The following is a 17,781-nucleotide window of genomic DNA, read 5'->3' as shown; positions in this document are numbered from 1 at the left end:
TTCGATATGACTGCTGACACAATTCTTGCAAGCCTGCATCTTTCCATTCCGGAGCTCATCCTCGCGGTCGGTGCGCTTGCGTTGCTCATGATCGGCGTCTTCTCGGGCGAGCGGTCGGGACCCACGGTCACCGGTCTTGCCATCGCGGTCCTCGCGGTGGCAGGTCTCTGGATCATCTTCGTGCCGGGGGAGGGGCTTGCCTATGGCGGCGCCTATCTCGCCGATGGCTTCTCCCGCTTCATGAAGATCGTCGCGCTGGTCGGCTCGATCGTCGCCATGTTCCTCAGCATGGGCCAGGCGCGAGAGCAGCAGCTCGATCGCTTCGAGTTCCCGGTCTTGCTTGTGCTCGCGACCCTCGGCATTCTGCTGATGATCTCCGCGCATGACCTGATCTCGCTCTACCTGTCGCTGGAACTGCAGTCGCTGGCCCTTTACGTCGTGGCCGCCATCAATCGCGACAGCATCAAGTCGACCGAAGCTGGCCTGAAGTACTTCGTGCTCGGCGCGTTGTCCTCCGGTATGCTGCTCTATGGCATGTCGCTGGTTTACGGCTTCACCGGCCACACGACCTTCGATGCGATCGCGACCGCACTCAGCGCCGAGACCCGTTCGCTCGGCCTCGTCTTCGGTCTGGTCTTCGTGCTTGCGGGCCTCGCCTTCAAGATCTCCGCCGTGCCGTTTCACATGTGGACGCCGGACGTTTACGAAGGTGCGCCGACGCCGGTTACCGCTTTCTTTGCGGCTGCCCCGAAGGTTGCCGCCATGGCGATCCTGACCCGCATCGTCGTCACCGCCTTCCATCCGGTGCTCGCCGACTGGCAGCAGATTATCGTGTTCATCTCGATCGCCTCGATGCTGCTCGGCTCCTTCGCTGCGATCGGTCAGCGCAATTTCAAGCGACTGATGGCCTATTCGTCGATCGGTCACATGGGCTATGCGCTCGTCGGCCTCGCCGCCGGTACCAAGACCGGCGTATCCGGCGTCATGCTCTATATGGTCATCTATATGGTCATGACGCTCGGCTCCTTCGCCATCATCATGGCGATGCGTCGCAAGGATGGCCGTCAGGTCGAAAGCATCGACGATCTCGCCGGCCTCTCCACGACGAATCCGTTCATGGCGGTCGTTCTGACGGCGCTGATGTTCTCGCTGGCTGGTATTCCGCCACTCGCAGGCTTCTTCGGAAAGTATTTCGTCTTCGTCGCCGCCATCCAGGCGCATCTCTATGCGCTCGCCATCATCGGCGTTCTGGCCTCGGTCGTCGGCGCTTACTACTATCTGCGCGTCATCAAGGTAATGTGGTTCGATGAAGCCAAGGACGAATTCACGCGCACGGCCGGTTCGCTGCGCCTCGTCTTCGGTCTCTCCGGCCTGTTCGTCATCACCTATGTCTTCTTCGGCGGTGCAATCGGCGGAGCGGCCGATCTCGCTGCTGCGACACTGTTTTGATGGCGTCTGACATGAACAGCCGGAAGTCGCTCGCCGACTTCCGGCATGATGCCCTTCAGGAAACCTCGTCTACGAATAGCGTGTGCCTCGAGCGTGCACGTGCCGGCGATCCCGGGAACCTTTGGGTGACCGCCGAGCGTCAGACGGGTGGACGCGGCCGCCGCGGTCGTCCTTGGGTATCGGAAGCCGGCAATCTCTACGCATCTCTCCTTCTGATCGATCCCGCTCCGATGGACCGCCTCGGCTCGCTGCCGCTCGCGGTCGCGGTCGCCGTGCATCAGGCGGTGCGCGGCGTGCTGCCGCTAGCCGCAGAACCTGCAGAGATCAAATGGCCGAACGATATCCTGATCGGCCGCAAGAAGACCTGCGGCATTCTGATCGAAGGCGAGGCTTTGCCGGATGGGCGTTATGCGCTGGTCATCGGCATCGGCATCAACATTGCAGTCATGCCTGACAATCCGATGTATCCAGTCACCTGCCTCAGGCAGCAGGGCTCGATGGTGTCGCCGGATGAGCTGTTTGCCCATCTTTACGCCGATATGGCCGAGGCGCTTGGTGTCTGGAACCGCGGCAAGGGTGTTCGCGAGATCACCGCGCGTTGGCGCGAATTTGCATGCGGCATCGGGGAAAAGATCACGGTAAATTTGCCGGATCGCTCGATTTCGGGCCATTTCTCGGGAATCGATGATAATGGCTTGTTGATGCTCGAAACCGAGGACGGCAGGATCATGCCGATCGCGGCGGGCGACGTTTTCTTTGGATAATGGTTGGGGATCACATGGCGAAGCAAGACGAACTGGTGTTTCTGCCCCTCGGCGGCGTCGGCGAAATCGGCATGAATCTCGCGCTCTACGGCTACGGCCCGGCGGAACAGCGCCAATGGATCATGGTCGATTGCGGCGTCACCTTCCCGGGGCCGGATCTGCCTGGCGTCGATCTCGTCTTGCCGGATATCCGTTTCCTCGCCAAGGAGCGCAAGAACCTCAAGGGTATCATCATCACCCATGCCCATGAGGATCACTATGGCGCATTGAATGATCTTTGGCCGGGCCTGAATGTTCCAATCTATGCCTCTGCCTTCACCGCCGGCCTTCTTGAAGCCAAGCGCGATTACGAGAAGTCGATGGGCGAAATCCCGGTGACGCTCTTCAAGGCTGGTGATCGCATCAATGTCGGCCCTTTCGAGATCGAGGGCGTGGCCGTCAATCATTCGATCCCCGAGCCGATGTCGCTGATGATCCGCACGCCGCTCGGTAATGTCGTCCATACGGGCGACTGGAAGATCGATCACGAACCCTCGCTTGGGCCGCTGACCGATGAGACCCGCTTCCGGCAGCTCGGGGACGAAGGCGTGCTGGCATTGATGTGCGATTCCACCAACGCCTTGCGTGATGGCGTTTCGCCTTCGGAAAAGGACGTCTCGGAAAGCCTGCGCAAGATTATCGAGGATGCAGAGGGCAGGGTAGCGATCACCACTTTCTCCTCGAATGTCGGCCGCATCCGCACCATCGCCGAGGCCGCCGAAGCCGCCGGCCGCGAAGTGCTGCTGCTCGGCAGCTCGCTGAAGCGCGTCGTCGATGTTGCCCGCGATATCGGCCTCATGGAAGGCATTAAGCCCTTCATCGCGGAAGACGAGTATGGCTATATCCCGCGCGACAAGGTCGTGGTCATCCTGACCGGCAGCCAGGGCGAGCCGCGCGCAGCGCTTGCCAAGCTCTCCCGGGATGAGATGCGCAATGTCGCACTGGCCGCTGGCGATATCGTCGTCTTTTCTTCGCGCGCCATTCCGGGCAATGAAAAGGCGATTCAGGACATCAAGAACGGCCTGATCGAGCAGGGGGTGCATGTGGTGACGGATGCCGAAGCGCTTGTGCACGTCTCCGGCCATCCTCGCCGCAACGAACTGCAGAAGATGTACGAGTGGACGCGCCCGAAGGTCGTTATCCCCGTGCATGGCGAGGCGACGCATTTGACCGCCCATAAGGAGCTGGCCGAACAGAGCGGCATTGCCACCGTGCCGCGGGTGCGCAACGGCGATGTCGTGCGCCTTGCGCCCGGTCCCGTCGAGGTCATCGGCGAGGCGCCGCATGGGCGCATCTTCAAGGATGGTATTCTGATCGGCGATTTTGACGAGATGGGCATCGGCGAGCGCAAGAAGCTCTCCTATGTCGGCCACGTCGCCGTCAATGTCGTGCTCGATGCTCGTTATGACATCGTCGGTGATCCCGACCTCGTACCGATCGGCCTGCCGGCCTATGACGACGAGGGCGAGGAGATGGAGGATACGCTCTTCGACGCCATTGTCAGTGCCATCGAGAGCATTCCGCGCGCGCGCCGCAAGGATCTGGACATGCTGCAGGAGGCTGTACGCCGCGCGGTGCGTGCCGCCGCCAACCAGGGCTGGGGCAAGAAGCCGGTCGTGACCGTATTCGTCACGCGCACTGGCGGCTGAGGTCTGAGCGGGGAGGAGAGGGTCATGTTGGGACGCATCAATCACATTGCGATCGCCGTTCCCGATATCGCCATGGCTTCCCGAGCCTATCGCGAGACGCTCGGCGCCACTGTATCCGCGCCACAATCCTTGCCGGAGCATGGCGTAACCGTCGTTTTCGTCGAGCTGCCGAACAGCAAGGTGGAGCTGCTCGAGCCCCTGGGCGAGGCTTCGCCCATCGCCTCCTTCCTCGCCAAGAACCCGGATGGCGGCATGCACCATATCTGTTACGAAGTTGCGGATATCCTGGCGGCACGCGATCAGCTGGTTTCCAGCGGTGCACGCGTGCTTGGTAATGGCGATCCGAAGATCGGTGCGCATGGCAAGCCTGTACTCTTCCTGCATCCGAAGGATTTCTTCGGCACGCTCATCGAGCTTGAGCAGGTGTGACATCAGAGCTGGATGATTTTTGGCGGAACTGGCGTAAAATCTGAATCTGCTTTAAGTGCGCTGATCGGCGCTTTGAAAGACAACTGCTTTGCCCCTATAAGCAGTTTGGAAGAGGAGGAGGCGAGCAGGCTCGTCTCGAAGGGAGCACAATGGCACAGCAGATTGCCGCCGGTTTCGCCGTCTATTTCGTCATCTGGTGGATTACGCTTTTCGCCGTCCTGCCCTTTGGCTTGCGTACTCAGGCCGAGGATGAGCATGTCATTCTGGGTACGGTCGAAAGTGCGCCGACGAAATTTCGTGCTTGGCGGGTCGTGCTTGCTACAACGCTGGTATCGGCCCTTATTTATGGCGCGTGGTATATCGCCTCGCGTTATTTCGGGCTGAGTATAGATTCCATTCCGCAGATCGTTCCAAGCTACAAGTGATCTGTGACAGCTGTAGATTAAAGGTGCCCGGAATGCGGGTGCCTTGCGATCGCCATCAATTCGTCACACGCTTGTCATGAGCGTGGAGCAAAGAATTTACAGTCTATGTATATTATTTCAGCAGAAGCACGAGCCGAGTATTTCGGGCAAATCCGTGGACCGTCGAGGCTGAGCTGAGAAAGCAAAAAAAAACAAGGCTAAAAGCCTTGTTTTAAAGTATCGCGTGATCCTTATCCGTTACCGGGGCAGCGAACGAGCGCGCCTAAGATCTGATCCTCCCAAGACTTGACCGCGAAACGGCAAGAATTTAGCCTTCCTGCCTCTTTTGTGAGCTAAAATTAGCTCAAACATTGAGCTTTGTCATCCTTTTTTTTGCTTTTTTGCTACAGCCGCGCAGAATTTTTCTGTTGACGAATTTCCGTCGTAAATCCTTATAAACGTGCGCTTTTTCGAAACATCGAAAATGGGCTCTATCCCCTGTATTCTCAGGCTTTTGTCAAATTCTTCTATTGAAGAATGCGGGTTTCCTTCCTGCGCCGAAGCAGTTATGAACTGCCTCCAGTACATAATTTGCTAACGATTCCGCCGCCAGCGGAACGTCAAACCATCTGGAACAAGCGTCATGCGTCTGTCTCGTTACTTCATGCCCATCCTGAAGGAAAATCCCAAGGAGGCTGAAATCGTTTCCCATCGGCTCATGCTGCGCACCGGCATGATCCGGCAGCAGTCGCAGGGTATCTATTCGTGGCTGCCATTGGGCAAACGCGTGCTGGACAAGGTCAACAAGATCATCCGCGAGGAGCAGAACCGCTCCGGCGCCATCGAGCTGTCGATGCCGACGCTGCAGTCGGCTGAGCTCTGGCAGGAAAGCGGCCGTTATGACGCCTACGGCAAGGAGATGCTGCGCATCAAGGACCGGCAGGATCGGCCTATGCTCTATGGCCCGACCAATGAGGAAATGGTCACCGATATCTTCCGGTCCTACATCAAGTCTTACAAGGACTTGCCGCTGAACCTCTATCATATCCAGCTGAAATTCCGAGACGAAATCCGTCCGCGTTTCGGCACGATGCGCTCGCGCGAATTCATGATGAAGGATGCCTATTCCTTCGATCTGACGCAGGAAGGAGCAGTGCATTCTTATAACAAGATGTTCGCCGCCTATCTGCGCACCTTCAATCGTCTCGGCCTGAGAGCCATCCCGATGCGGGCAGATACCGGCCCGATCGGCGGCAATCTTAGCCACGAATTCATCATTCTCGCCGACACCGGCGAGTCGGAAGTTTTCTGCCACAAGGATTTCGTCAATTTCGACATTCCCGGCGAAGACACCAATTTTGATGATGTTGCTGGCCTGAAAGGGATTTTCGACAAGTGGACCTCGGTCTATGCCGCCACCTCGGAAATGCATGACGAAGCCGCCTTCAATGCCATTCCCGAAGGCGATCGCCTGTCGGCGCGCGGCATTGAGGTCGGCCACATCTTCTATTTCGGCACGAAATATTCCGAGCCGATGGGCGCCAAGGTCCAGGGTCCTGACGGCAAGGAACATGCTGTCCACATGGGATCTTACGGTATCGGCCCGACACGCCTTGTTCCCGCCATCATCGAAGCATCGCATGACGAAAACGGAATCATCTGGCCGGCTTCGGTCGCGCCTTTTGACGTCGTGGTGATCAATATGAAGGCTGGAGACCAGGCCTGCGACGAAGCTTGCGAAACTGTCTACGCCGCGTTGTCGAAGGCCGGCAAGGACGTGCTTTACGACGATCGCGACGATCGCGCCGGAACGAAGTTCGCAACGGCCGATCTGATCGGCGTACCCGTGCAGATCATCGTCGGACCGCGTTCGATCGCGAACGGCGAAGTGGAAGTGAAGGACCGCAAGACCGGCGCTCGCGAAACGATGACGGTCGAGGCAGCGATCAATCGGCTGGCAGGCTGATTGACGATACAAAGGATGAAAGGCGAATGGCGGTGAGCGCGGCAGTGGAACAGCAGGAAAATTCGTTCAAGGCCGGCCCGTCGTCTCGCCCGTTTTCCGGTTTCGAACGGCTTGTGGCCTGGCGCTATCTGCGCTCCCGGCGCAAGGAGGCCTCGATTTCGGTCATCGCCGGCTTCTCTCTGGTCGGCATCATGCTCGGCGTCGCGGCGCTGATCATCGTCATGGCCGTAATGAACGGTTTCCGTGCCGAGTTATTCAAACAGATTCTTGGCTTCAACGGTCATGTCGTCGTTCAGCCGATTGATTCGCCGCTAAATGACTATGCCGATCTGGCCAAGAAGTTTTCTGCCGTTCCGGGCGTCACCATGGCCCTGCCGCTCGTCGAGGGCGAAACGCTCGCCTCCGGCCGCGGCGGCTCCGGCACCGGCGCGCTGGTGCGCGGCATCCGCCCGGAAGATCTGACCAAGCTCAAATCAGTCTCCGATCACATCGTGTCCGGCGACATGGTTGGTTTCGCCTCCGGACAGGGCGTTCTGGTCGGCAGCCGATTGGCCCGGCAATTGGGCCTGACGGTCGGCGATCAGATCACCCTTACGGCACCGGATGGCGATGTGACACCTTTTGGTGTTAACCCGCGCGTCAAAGCCTATACGATCTCCGGCATCTTCGAGGTCGGCATGTCGGAGTATGATTCCTCCGTCGTCTTCATGCCGCTCGAAGAAGCGCAGGTCTTCTTCAATGCCGAGGGCATTGTCGAGAAGATAGAGCTCTTCATCACCAATCCCGATGACGTCGATCAGCTGCGGCCGAAAATCGAAGAGGCGGCCGGGCGGCAGATCTTCCTGACGGACTGGCGGCAGGTCAACGCTACCTTCTTCTCGGCCCTGCAGGTCGAGCGCAACACGATGTTCATGATCCTGACGCTGATCGTTCTGGTCGCCGCGCTGAATATCATCTCCGGCTTGATCATGCTGGTGAAGGACAAGGGCAGCGACATCGCCATCCTGCGCACCATGGGGGCGACATCGGGCGCGATCATGCGCATCTTCTTCATGACGGGTGCGGCGATCGGCGTCGTCGGAACGTTCGCCGGCGTCATACTCGGTGTTCTGGTTTGCCTCAACATCGAATCCATCCGCCAGTTCTTCTCCTGGATTTCAGGCACGGTGATCTTCAATCCGGAGGTCTATTTCCTCAGCAAATTGCCGGCCGAGATGAACCTCGGCGAGACCATCTCCGTCATCGTGATGGCGCTCACTCTGTCCTTCCTTGCCACCATCTTTCCGGCTTGGCGCGCATCGCGGCTCGATCCGGTGCAAGCGCTGCGCTACGAATAAGGATATTCCATTTGATGAAACGCAACGTCGTTCTCCAGCTCTCTGGCGTGGAGCGTCACTACGGGCAGGGCGAGACGCGGCTGTCGATCCTGAAAGGCGCTGATTTCACTTTGCATAGCGGTGAGATCGTCGCGCTTGTCGCGCCATCAGGCACGGGCAAGTCGACGCTTCTGCATGTGGCCGGGCTGCTTGAGCATCCGGATGGCGGCGAGGTGCTCGTCAATGGTCAGGCCTGCGAAGGCTTGTCCGACGATAGGCGGACCGCCGTGCGCCGCAGCGAAATAGGCTTCGTCTATCAGTTCCATCACCTGCTGCCCGAGTTCTCGGCTCTCGAGAATATCATGATGCCGCAGCTTATTTCCGGGCTCTCGCGTAAAGATGCGAGCGAGCGGGCCTCCCAGCTTCTCGACTATATGCGCATTGGCCATCGCGGCGATCACCGCCCCGCCGAGCTCTCCGGCGGCGAGCAGCAGCGTGTCGCGATCGCCCGTGCTGTCGCCAATGCACCGCTGGTGCTGCTGGCGGATGAGCCCACAGGTAATCTCGACCCGGCCACGGCGCATTACGTCTTCGATGCGCTGGAAGCACTGGTGCGTCAGTCGGGTCTCGCGGCGTTGATTGCCACCCACAATCACGAGCTTGCGGCCCGGATGGATCGCCGTGTCACGTTGAGTGAAGGCAAGGTGGTCGAAGTCTGATTGGCCGTTACGGGACGATCAGGCCACCGCGATAATCCAGCTCATAGGCCTTGTGCTCATTCACCATGATGGCTTCGTGCCCGATAAAGTGGTCGCACGATCCGGTGCTGCGGTCGATATAGCGGCCATAGATATGTTCGAATTCGAAGCCGCCTAGAAAACGTTTTTCATCCTGATAGAGGCGCAGAAGTGCCGCCTTGATAACAATGCCGGCTCGCGTTCCGTCGATCAGATCGGGCTCGACGATATGGCCGAAATAGTTCATGGCCCATACCGGCTTGTCGTCATGCCAGACGAGTTCCTGTCCCGCGAAATCCGTGCCGCCGAAATAGCTGTCGAGATAGCGCCAGCGGCCGCTCGCATAACCGATGTCATGCGAGCCGCTTCGGCAGGACGGCAGCCGCTCGCCGTCACCAACATAGGTCTCGGCTTTGGCGGCGACAATAAAATCGTTCAGCTCGGCAAGATCCGGCATGACCCTCTCCAATTTTGGTGAGTGGCCAAGATGCCATGGATCCGAAGAGGTGTAAAGAACAAAAAGTGAACATGCGTTGTTAATGGCCGAGCCCGCAGGCCTTCTCCCCGATCTCATCCTGCCAATCCTGAATGTTGATGGTCTTGGCGTCGGTCTTCAGCGTCTTGCTGCCTTTCGTCACCTTACCGGTCAATACATTGTAGTCGCAGGTCTGGCTATTATCCGGTTCGAGCGTATCGCGGGCATCGTAAGTGTAGCCGGCCACCACGAAACCGTTGTTGCGATAGGCAAGTGTTAGCGTTTGATGCCAACGATCGCGGCCGATTGCATCGTTCTGTGAGGTGATTGCGATCGAACCGTTCGGCAGCGCGGCGATCGAAGGTTCCTGGCCGTAAACACCGCTGGCTCTACCCCAGATCTTGTCAGGAGCGCTTGCTGCCAATTGCAATAGGGAATGCTCGTTGTCACGCAGATAGATGTAGATGCCGATGGAGGTTTCGGCCTGCTTGTCCGCCGGGGGAGCTACCAGAATGGCAAGGTCCGGTTTCCCGTCCTTGTTCCAGTCGCCGATTGCAGCGTCGACGATGCGCTCGGGTGCAGATGTATTTTCTGCTTGAGCCGCAGTTGCGGTCAAAAGAATGGCGAGAGCGCAGGCAAGTGATTTCATCGTGATCTCCCTGTTTGCCCTTGCATAACGCTCGGTTGTGCCGGCGTCCATCTGAGGGCAGAAAACCGTCCAATGAAATTTCCTGATGTGTCTATTGACTCTCGAACAAAAATGGAACAAAAAAGAAACATAACGAGTAAGGAGCGCCTAAATGACCGACATTATTCGAGACGTTGCAGCATTCACTTCCATCGTCATGTTCGTTGCCAGCTTTTCCCTCATCATGATGGCGATGTAAGTTTTGTCCCCCATTTGCACATGCTGTTCCCATATTTGATGGGAGCAAACTTCTGGACTTTACGGTCCGCAATGCCGAAAATGCCGCTGATTCATTCAGGTGTGCGGAAGGGTATGAAATGGCGGATGCAGGTGGCAGCGGCGCGGCAGCGCCGGTCGGCGAAATGCCGGAATTCGTGCACCTCAGGGTTCATTCCGCCTATTCTCTGCTAGAGGGCGCATTGCCGCTCAAGAAGATATTGGCCAAGGCTGCCGGGGACAGTCAGCCGGCTATTGCCATCACCGATACCAACAATCTGTTCGTTGCCCTGGAATTCTCGCAAAAGGCGATGGATGAGGGGCTGCAGCCGATCATCGGCTGTCAGCTGTCGATCGATATGGAGGATGGCGGCGAGGGCGAGAAGCGCGGGCCGCAGCAGGCTCTGGCGAAGCTGCCATCCATCGTTCTGCTTGCCGCAACCGAGCGGGGATATGAGCGCCTCGTTGATCTCGTCAGCCGCGCTTATCTCGGCGGCGAGGGCAACAGCGCCGTTCACATTGCAGCATCATGGCTGGATGAAATCGGCACGGAAGGAATGATTGCACTCACCGGTTCGCTCACCGGTCCCGTCGATATGGCGTTGAAAGAAGGGCACGCCGCCCAGGCGCTCTCTCGGTTGTTGAGGCTGAAGCAGCTGTTCGGCGACAGGCTTTATGTCGAATTGCAGCGCCATGGCACCTATGATCGTCGTCACGAGCAGAAGATGATCAAGCTTGCTTATGAGCATGACATCCCGCTCGTTGCCACCAACGAAGCATTTTTCCCGACGCGGGATGATTATGATGCGCATGACGCTTTGATGGCGGTGGCCCACAATGCCATTGTCTCGGACGATACGCGGTTCCGCCTGACGCCGGATCATTATCTCAAGAGCCGTGCCGACATGGCGAAACTCTTCGCCAATCTGCCCGAAGCGCTGGAGAACACGGTCGAGATCGCTCGCCGCTGCTCCTTCATCCTGAAGACCCGCAAGCCGATCCTGCCGCGCTTCACCGGCGCCACGGACGATGCGGAGGAGGCGGAACGCGCCGAGGCCGCCGAGCTGCGCGCTCAGGCGATTGAGGGGCTCGACCAGCGTCTCGCCTCGCTCGGCATGGCGCCGGGCTATGCGGAAAAGGATTATCGCGAGCGGCTGGAATTCGAACTGAGCGTTATCGAGCGCATGAAGTTTCCCGGCTACTTCCTGATCGTCGCGGACTTCATCAAGTGGGCCAAGCGTCACGATATCCCTGTCGGCCCAGGCCGCGGTTCCGGTGCGGGTTCGCTGGTCGCTTACGCTCTGACCATCACCGACGTCGATCCGCTGCGCTTCTCGCTGCTGTTCGAGCGCTTCCTCAATCCGGAACGCGTCTCCATGCCGGACTTCGATATCGACTTCTGCCAGGACCGGCGCGAAGAGGTGATCCGTTACGTGCAGGCCAAATACGGCCGCGAGCAGGTGGCGCAGATCATCACCTTCGGTTCGCTGCAGGCGCGCGCAGCCTTGCGCGACGTCGGTCGCGTGCTCGAAATGCCTTATGGCCAGGTCGATAAGATCTGCAAGCTGGTGCCGAACAATCCCGCCAATCCGACCCCGCTCAGCAAGGCGATCGAGGAGGAGCCGCGCCTGCAGGAGGAGGCGGACAAGGAGCCGGTCGTCGCCCGACTTCTCGACATCGCCCAGAAGATCGAAGGCCTCTATCGTCACGCGTCGACGCACGCCGCCGGTATCGTCATCGGCGACCGTCCGCTGTCGAAGCTCGTGCCGATGTATCGCGATCCGCGCTCCGACATGCCGGTCACCCAGTTCAACATGAAATGGGTGGAGCAGGCCGGGCTGGTGAAGTTCGACTTCCTCGGCTTGAAGACGCTGACTGTCCTCAAGACGGCCGTCGATTTCGTTGCCAAGCGCGGCATCTCGATCGATCTTGCCAGCATACCGCTCGACGACAAACCGAGCTATGAGATGCTCTCGCGCGGCGAGACGGTCGGCGTGTTCCAGGTGGAAAGTGCGGGCATGCGCAAGGCGCTGATCGGCATGCGTCCCGACTGCATCGAGGATATCATCGCGCTCGTAGCGCTCTATCGTCCCGGCCCGATGGAGAATATCCCGGTCTATAATGCCCGCAAGCATGGCGAGGAAGAGATCGAATCGATCCATCCGAAGATCGACTATCTTCTTAAGGAAACCCAGGGCGTTATCGTCTACCAGGAACAGGTGATGCAGGTCGCCCAGGTGCTTTCCGGCTATTCGCTCGGCGAAGCGGATCTTCTGCGCCGCGCCATGGGTAAGAAGATCAAGGCGGAGATGGACCAGCAGCGCGAGCGCTTCGTCGACGGAGCCATCAAGAACGGCGTTTCGAAGGGCCAGGCCGACGTCATCTTCGATCTGCTCGCGAAATTCGCCAATTACGGCTTCAACAAGTCGCATGCCGCTGCCTACGCCATCGTCTCCTACCAGACCGCCTATATGAAGGCGCACTATCCGGTGGAGTTCCTGGCAGCGTCGATGACGCTCGATATGTCCAACACCGAAAAGGTCAACGACTTCCGTCAGGATGCCAAGCGGCTGGGCATCGAGGTCATCGCACCTTCCGTGCAGACCTCGTTCCGTCATTTCGAGACGGGTGATAACCGAATCTATTATGCTCTGGCCGCCATCAAAGGTGTTGGCGAATCCGCCGTCGACCATATCGTCGAGGTGCGCGGCGACAAACCCTTCGCCGGCATCGAGGATTTCTGCCTGCGCATCGATCCCAAGCAGATCAACCGCCGCGTTCTGGAAAGCCTGATCTGTGCCGGCGCTTTCGATTGCTTCGAAATCGATCGCGCCCAGCTGATCGCCGGCCTCGACCGCATCATGGGCTATGCCCAGGTGGCGCAGGAAAACAAGCGCAGCGGCCAGCATGACATGTTCGGAAGTGCAGCCTCCGGTCCGGAAAAGATTGTGTTTCCGCCCTATACGCCATGGCTCGCCTCGGAGCGTTTGCTGCGCGAATTCCAGGTGCTCGGCTTCTATCTGACGGCACATCCGCTCGATACTTATAAGAGCGTGCTCGACAAGATGCGGGTGCAGCCGTTTGCCGAGTTCTCCGCCGCCGTAAAGCAGGGCGCCAGCAACGGCCGTCTCGCCGGCACGGTGATCTCCAAGCAGGAGCGCAAGACGCGCACCGGCAACAAGATGGGCATCTTCGTCTTCTCTGATGCCTCGGGCCAGTTCGAAGCCGTGCTTTTCTCGGAAACGCTCAACCAGTATCGCGACGTTCTCGAAGTCGGCAAATCCTTCGTCATTACCGCCCAGGCAGATGAGCGCCCGGAAGGCATCAGCCTGCGCCTGCAGACGGCGCAGTCGCTGGAGGAGAAGTCGTTGCAGATGCAGAAGGCACTGCGCGTCTATGTCCGCGATTCCGGCCCGCTGAAAGCCGTCGCCGCGCATCTGAACGCCAAGGGCGATGGCCTGGTTTCCTTCATCGTCATCAAGGAGGAAGGAATGCGCGAGGTCGAGGTGGCACTGCCGGAGAAATATCGCATCACGCCCGAAATCGCTGCTGCCTTGCGCACGGCACCCGGCGTGATCGACGTGGAGCTGGTCTGAAGCAATTCCAGGAAAAGTGGATAGCGGTTTTCCGTCCGGAATTGCGTAAAAACAAAAAGGCTCTAGCCCTTCTTACCCAGCGCGCCATTGTTGGTAATGGTGATGAAATCGGTCTCGTTGCCGGTTTCCGGTCCCACACCGGTATCGGAAATCGTCAGTGACGACCCGGCTGTCAGCAAATCCTCGATGCGGTGACGGATATCGTCGGGAATGGTGATGCGATTGAGCGCCTGTCCGGCTGCGTCGAACGATTGCGATTGCTCCTCGCTGGTGATGCCGTAGCGCTTCTTCGTCTGCTTGCTCAAATCTTCTTCGAGCGTCATGCCGAACCAGTCGGCCTTTCCGCTGATCCGGTCGATCGCGTTGGCGGTGAAGAAATGTACGCCGAGCGCTTCTTGCGGCTCGGCGATAATTGCGGGGCCTTCGAAGAGCGGCTTGAAGTTCTGGCGGACCATGATCGCACCGTTCGGCGGTTCGCCCTTGCCGGCGGCGGCATAGACCGCCTTCATCAGCGTGGGACTGACAAGGCCGCCCGTCGTCTTGATATCATGTGCCTTCTTGAAGTCTTCGATCGCCTGTACCGTCGCCGGCCCGAGCATCCCGTCGGGTGTTCCGGTGATAAAGCCCATTCCATTCAGGATGCCCTGTAGGTCGCGCACGTTTTCGCGCAGCCCGCGCCGGGTGATGAGGATGCTGAGCGGCGCTGGATCGGCCGGTGGCGCTAGAGTCTCCTGTGCCTTTGGTATCTTGATCGAGGTTACGTCATTCGTCGCGACCTGCAACGGTTGTGCCTGCGGCAGGAAGCTCGCGGTCATGGGGCGCAGTTCGATGCCGGAAAACAGCGCCGGTGGTGGAGCTGGCAGCGGCTGGAACAGCGTCGCGTTTTCGAATGGCTGCGGCACGAGCGGCTGATCGGCGATGACGACATGGACGCCGCGCTCGGTCATTTGATAGAGCGTCTTGGCAAAGGCCTTCGGCATGCGCACGCAGCCATGGGACGCCGGATAATTCGGCACCGAGTTGGACTCGTGCAGCGCAATTCCCGACCAGGTCAGCCTCTGCATGAAGGGCATAGGCGAGGCCGAGTAGAGGTTGGACTCGTGATAGACCTTCTTTTCCAGAATGGAGAAGATGCCGCTCGGGGTCGTGTGCCCGCGCTTGCCGGTGGAAACCTTCGAAGTCGCGATCACTTTGTCGCCGTCATAGACCGCAAGCGACTGCCTGTCCTTCGACACCACAATCTGCAGGGTGCGGGCATCCGGCGCAGCAAAGACGGGATGAGAAAGGGCGGTGGCTGACAACAGCGCGAGCCCCAGCAACAAAAATGGCTTCATAGACACAACCAAAACGCAATACTCGTTGGGCCGAAGGTTAGACTTCGAAGTTTAAGGAAGACTTGCCGAAAACTCATGCCTTTCCGCGTCCATGAAAACGTGAGTTCGCCGAATGCCAGCCCAATACAGCATCGCCGAAGCGGAGCGGCCACACTCTGCTTCGGCGATGAATGAAATCTGCGGCTTATGTGCGATCAGTGGACGTTGGAGGCCACCCAGTTGTGCCAGTCCTGCTCGCTGCCGTGGAAGGCGTTGAGGTCGATCCTGCCTTCGACGCCGTGGGATACGCCGGAGCCGGAATATTGCCAGAACAGCCATTTACGGCCCGGATAGACCTTGGATGGATGTTGAGCCACGGCGCGCAGCCAGAAGGGATAGTCGAGCAGCTCGCCGCTCAGATTGTCGCGATAGAAATCCGGTGCGGTGTAGACGATCGGACGCTGGCCGTAATGCTTTTCCAGCTTGTCCATGAAGACCTGCATCTTGGCGAGAACCTGCTCTCGCGAAGGACGCCGCTTGCAGCTCGACTCGCCGTTCCATTCGACGTCGATGACAGGCGGCAGCGCTCCGGCCTCCTTGGGCACGTTGCGGATGAACCAGTCGGCCTGCTCTCCCGCAGTCCGGCACCAATAGAAGAAGTGATAGGCGCCGTGCTTCAGGCCGGCCTGCTGGGCGGCACGCCAGTTCTTCTTGAACATGGGATCGAGATGATCGCCGCCATCCGTTGCCTTGATGTAGACGAAGTTCGCACCCTGTGTGCGCAGCGTATCCCAGTCGATCTCGCCCTGCCAGCGCGAGACGTCGACGCCATGGACGGCGAGCTTCCGGGGCGAGGTAGACGTACCGAAGTTGATCGGCTTGGCATCGCGGAAGCGATGGCTGTAGATCTGCATCGGCTGCTGCCTCAGGGCGCGGGGCATCGGGTTTGATGGAGAGAGCATGGCGAGCGGCCGCTGCAGCGGCACGGGTGCGTCACCGTCGTCGCTCTGATCGGAAGGCATGATCCCCTCCGGACGGAGGTTCGTCGGCATGGCGACTGCGAGAGCCTGCTGTCGCTCGACGCGCGAAACCGTTTCGCCGATTTCGACCGACGGCACCGGCCTGCTGGTCTTTGCAATGGAACTCGTCAATTCTTTCGAAGGCGGTGCGGCTTGCGCGGCTTCGCGCTCACCTCGGGCGGCGCAGCCTGAAATCGTCAGGCAGGCGAGAAAAATGGTCGATACAGCCGATAGACGCATAGGAACCCGTACGCAAAACACACTCGGCGACGAGTTCACGCCGCCGAAAAGTTACAGAATCCAAGTCCTAATGGAAATTTACCAAAAAAGTTTGAATCCGAGCTTTTTCGCGCGAAAGAATCGCGCGCGTGGCGCGATTATTTGCGACACAGCCAAAAATCACCATGTGGTGACTTGTGCTAAATAATTGTTATTTGTGGTTTTTGTCGCCAAACGTGTAGCCGGTTTCGACTGTCTTATTGCCGAATTTTTCTCGCAGCTTGTCCATGGCTGCTTCCGCCGCAGCCCGTCGCGCAGCCTGCACGTCGATAAGATCGGGTGGATCTGCGCGTCCGGCATCGCCAAGATCGGTGACGCCGATGCCGATGAGGCGAAACTTCGTGCCGTCCGTCTCGGGCTCGAGCAGCCGCAAGCCGGTGCGAAAAATCCGGTCCGCCAATTGGGTCGGGTCCTCCAGACGGCGGTTACGCGTGCGGATCTTGAAATCCGAGGTTTTGAGCTTCAGCACGACGGTCTGGCCGGCAATGCCGCTGCGTTTCAGACGCCGTGAAACCTTCTCGGAGAGATCGCGCAGGATCGGCACGAGATCCTCATGGCGCCCGATATCTTCGAAGAAGGTGGTTTCGGAAGACACGCTTTTCGCCGCTTCGTTGGGATGCACGGTTCGGTCGTCGATCCCTCGTGAGAGACGGAAAAGCCGCTGCCCGATAACGCCGTAACGGCGCATGAGATCGCCTTCCTCCATGGCCTGCAATTGGCCGATAGTGCGGATGCCATCGCTTTCGAGCGTCGCGGCAAAGGCCTTGCCGACACCCCATATCGTCGTGACTGGCCGTGGCTTCAGAAAGGAGAGGGCCTCTTCCTTGCCGATGACGGAGAAGCCTCGCGGCTTCTGCAGGTCGGAGGCCACCTTGGCGAGGAACTTGCAGTACGACAGCCCAACGGAGATGGTGATGCCGATTTCCTGCTCCACCCGCTTGGCGAACTTGGCGAGAATGCGAGCCGGCGGATCGTGATGGAGCCGCTGCGTGCCGTCGAGTTCAAGAAACGCTTCGTCGATCGAAAGCGGCTGAACCAGCGGCGTCAGGTCCTGCATCATGCCTCGAACCTCGCGGCCGACGCGGACGTATTTCTCCATGTTTGGACGGATGACGATAGCCTGTGGGCAGGCTTCCAGCGCCTTGAACATCGGCATGGCGGAGCGCACCCCGTGGATGCGGGCGATATAGCAGGCGGTGGAGACGACGCCGCGCTTGCCGCCGCCGATGATGACAGGCTTATCGGCGAGCTCCGGATTGTCGCGTTTTTCGATGGAGGCATAGAAGGCATCGCAATCGATATGCGCCAACGTCAGCCCATAGAGCTCCCGGTGGTAAACGAGGCGGGGGCTGCCGCAGCTCCGACAGCGCGTGCGCATGGCCGATTGCTCGCTCAAGCAATCGCGACAGAAGCCGGAGATCTTGTCGGGCGCATGGGTCATG

At 59.1% G+C, this 17,781-nt stretch carries 14 protein-coding genes; 9 read left to right on the top strand and 5 right to left on the bottom strand.

Features of this window, described 5'->3' with window-relative positions:
* Nucleotides 1-6 precede the first annotated feature (6 nt).
* The 8 genes from nuoN to AC13QY_RS25120 all read left to right on the top strand — a co-directional run bounded on the left by nuoN (nucleotide 7) and on the right by AC13QY_RS25120 (nucleotide 8,735).
* Nucleotides 7-1,449 (top strand): NADH-quinone oxidoreductase subunit NuoN, encoded by a 1,443-nt coding sequence (gene nuoN / locus AC13QY_RS25155; RefSeq protein WP_113328973.1) that lies wholly within the window; start codon nucleotides 7-9, stop codon nucleotides 1,447-1,449.
* The gene (locus tag AC13QY_RS25150; RefSeq protein ID WP_488487290.1) at nucleotides 1,449-2,213 is read left to right on the top strand and encodes a biotin--[acetyl-CoA-carboxylase] ligase; all 765 of its coding nucleotides are present in this window, start codon (nucleotides 1,449-1,451) and stop codon (nucleotides 2,211-2,213) included. Before nuoN ends, AC13QY_RS25150 begins: the two co-directional genes overlap by 1 nt.
* Nucleotides 2,214-2,227: 14 nt before the next feature.
* Nucleotides 2,228-3,901, top strand: a complete 1,674-nt coding sequence (locus tag AC13QY_RS25145; RefSeq protein WP_112723119.1) for a ribonuclease J — start codon at nucleotides 2,228-2,230, stop codon at nucleotides 3,899-3,901.
* A gap of 24 nt (nucleotides 3,902-3,925) precedes the next feature.
* Nucleotides 3,926-4,330: a methylmalonyl-CoA epimerase gene (gene mce / locus AC13QY_RS25140; RefSeq protein ID WP_152096420.1), complete on the top strand. Its 405-nt coding sequence runs from the start codon at nucleotides 3,926-3,928 to the stop codon at nucleotides 4,328-4,330.
* 149 nt (nucleotides 4,331-4,479) lie between these two features.
* Nucleotides 4,480-4,755: a DUF1467 family protein gene (locus AC13QY_RS25135; protein ID WP_069614963.1), complete on the top strand. Its 276-nt coding sequence runs from the start codon at nucleotides 4,480-4,482 to the stop codon at nucleotides 4,753-4,755.
* A gap of 622 nt (nucleotides 4,756-5,377) precedes the next feature.
* Entirely contained in the window at nucleotides 5,378-6,700 is a 1,323-nt protein-coding gene (proS, locus tag AC13QY_RS25130) for a proline--tRNA ligase (protein ID WP_113328969.1), read from the top strand.
* A gap of 26 nt (nucleotides 6,701-6,726) precedes the next feature.
* Nucleotides 6,727-8,037 carry a lipoprotein-releasing ABC transporter permease subunit gene (locus tag AC13QY_RS25125; protein ID WP_113328968.1) on the top strand — a complete coding sequence of 437 codons (1,311 nt, stop codon included), beginning with the start codon at nucleotides 6,727-6,729 and terminating at the stop codon, nucleotides 8,035-8,037.
* A gap of 14 nt (nucleotides 8,038-8,051) precedes the next feature.
* Nucleotides 8,052-8,735 carry an ABC transporter ATP-binding protein gene (locus AC13QY_RS25120; protein ID WP_145631385.1) on the top strand — a complete coding sequence of 228 codons (684 nt, stop codon included), beginning with the start codon at nucleotides 8,052-8,054 and terminating at the stop codon, nucleotides 8,733-8,735.
* Between the two features lie 7 nt (nucleotides 8,736-8,742).
* On the opposite strand, the gene AC13QY_RS25115 is transcribed toward AC13QY_RS25120, so the two are convergent.
* Together AC13QY_RS25115 and AC13QY_RS25110 are read right to left on the bottom strand one after the other, a co-directional pair.
* Nucleotides 8,743-9,210: a DUF5680 domain-containing protein gene (locus tag AC13QY_RS25115; protein WP_488494130.1), complete on the bottom strand. Its 468-nt coding sequence runs from the start codon at nucleotides 9,208-9,210 to the stop codon at nucleotides 8,743-8,745.
* 79 nt (nucleotides 9,211-9,289) lie between these two features.
* Nucleotides 9,290-9,877: a hypothetical protein gene (locus AC13QY_RS25110; protein WP_145631379.1), complete on the bottom strand. Its 588-nt coding sequence runs from the start codon at nucleotides 9,875-9,877 to the stop codon at nucleotides 9,290-9,292.
* Between the two features lie 356 nt (nucleotides 9,878-10,233).
* Between AC13QY_RS25110 and dnaE the strand changes: the two genes are divergently transcribed.
* Entirely contained in the window at nucleotides 10,234-13,728 is a 3,495-nt protein-coding gene (gene dnaE / locus AC13QY_RS25105) for a DNA polymerase III subunit alpha (protein ID WP_113328965.1), read from the top strand.
* A 62-nt stretch (nucleotides 13,729-13,790) separates the two neighbouring features.
* Here the strand turns inward: dnaE and AC13QY_RS25100 are convergent, their stop codons facing one another.
* The 3 genes from AC13QY_RS25100 to AC13QY_RS25090 all read right to left on the bottom strand — a co-directional run bounded on the left by AC13QY_RS25100 (nucleotide 13,791) and on the right by AC13QY_RS25090 (nucleotide 17,780).
* Nucleotides 13,791-15,062: a L,D-transpeptidase family protein gene (locus tag AC13QY_RS25100; RefSeq protein WP_152094295.1), complete on the bottom strand. Its 1,272-nt coding sequence runs from the start codon at nucleotides 15,060-15,062 to the stop codon at nucleotides 13,791-13,793.
* Nucleotides 15,063-15,256: 194 nt separating this feature from the next.
* Nucleotides 15,257-16,300: a glycoside hydrolase family 25 protein gene (locus AC13QY_RS25095; RefSeq protein ID WP_113328963.1), complete on the bottom strand. Its 1,044-nt coding sequence runs from the start codon at nucleotides 16,298-16,300 to the stop codon at nucleotides 15,257-15,259.
* 190 nt (nucleotides 16,301-16,490) lie between these two features.
* Entirely contained in the window at nucleotides 16,491-17,780 is a 1,290-nt protein-coding gene (locus AC13QY_RS25090; RefSeq protein ID WP_152094294.1) for a DNA polymerase IV, read from the bottom strand.
* Nucleotide 17,781 lies beyond the last annotated feature (1 nt).

The organism is Martinezella sp. CNPSo 3795 (genome assembly GCF_057784475.1).
Note: the sequence above shows the minus strand (reverse complement) of the source record. Positions and strands in the feature narration are given on the sequence as shown.

Excerpts from the sequence above, each read along its gene's own strand:
- nuoN (WP_113328973.1), top strand. The coding sequence starts at position 7 with ATGACTGCTGACACAATTCTTGCAAGCCTGCATCTTTCCATTCCGGAG.
- AC13QY_RS25150 (WP_488487290.1), top strand. The coding sequence starts at position 1,449 with ATGGCGTCTGACATGAACAGCCGGAAGTCGCTCGCCGACTTCCGGCAT.
- AC13QY_RS25145 (WP_112723119.1), top strand. The coding sequence starts at position 2,228 with ATGGCGAAGCAAGACGAACTGGTGTTTCTGCCCCTCGGCGGCGTCGGC.
- mce (WP_152096420.1), top strand. The coding sequence starts at position 3,926 with ATGTTGGGACGCATCAATCACATTGCGATCGCCGTTCCCGATATCGCC.
- AC13QY_RS25135 (WP_069614963.1), top strand. The coding sequence starts at position 4,480 with ATGGCACAGCAGATTGCCGCCGGTTTCGCCGTCTATTTCGTCATCTGG.
- proS (WP_113328969.1), top strand. The coding sequence starts at position 5,378 with ATGCGTCTGTCTCGTTACTTCATGCCCATCCTGAAGGAAAATCCCAAG.
- AC13QY_RS25125 (WP_113328968.1), top strand. The coding sequence starts at position 6,727 with ATGGCGGTGAGCGCGGCAGTGGAACAGCAGGAAAATTCGTTCAAGGCC.
- AC13QY_RS25120 (WP_145631385.1), top strand. The coding sequence starts at position 8,052 with ATGAAACGCAACGTCGTTCTCCAGCTCTCTGGCGTGGAGCGTCACTAC.
- AC13QY_RS25115 (WP_488494130.1), bottom strand. The coding sequence starts at position 9,210 with ATGCCGGATCTTGCCGAGCTGAACGATTTTATTGTCGCCGCCAAAGCC.
- AC13QY_RS25110 (WP_145631379.1), bottom strand. The coding sequence starts at position 9,877 with ATGAAATCACTTGCCTGCGCTCTCGCCATTCTTTTGACCGCAACTGCG.
- dnaE (WP_113328965.1), top strand. The coding sequence starts at position 10,234 with ATGGCGGATGCAGGTGGCAGCGGCGCGGCAGCGCCGGTCGGCGAAATG.
- AC13QY_RS25100 (WP_152094295.1), bottom strand. The coding sequence starts at position 15,062 with ATGAAGCCATTTTTGTTGCTGGGGCTCGCGCTGTTGTCAGCCACCGCC.
- AC13QY_RS25095 (WP_113328963.1), bottom strand. The coding sequence starts at position 16,300 with ATGCGTCTATCGGCTGTATCGACCATTTTTCTCGCCTGCCTGACGATT.
- AC13QY_RS25090 (WP_152094294.1), bottom strand. The coding sequence starts at position 17,780 with ATGACCCATGCGCCCGACAAGATCTCCGGCTTCTGTCGCGATTGCTTG.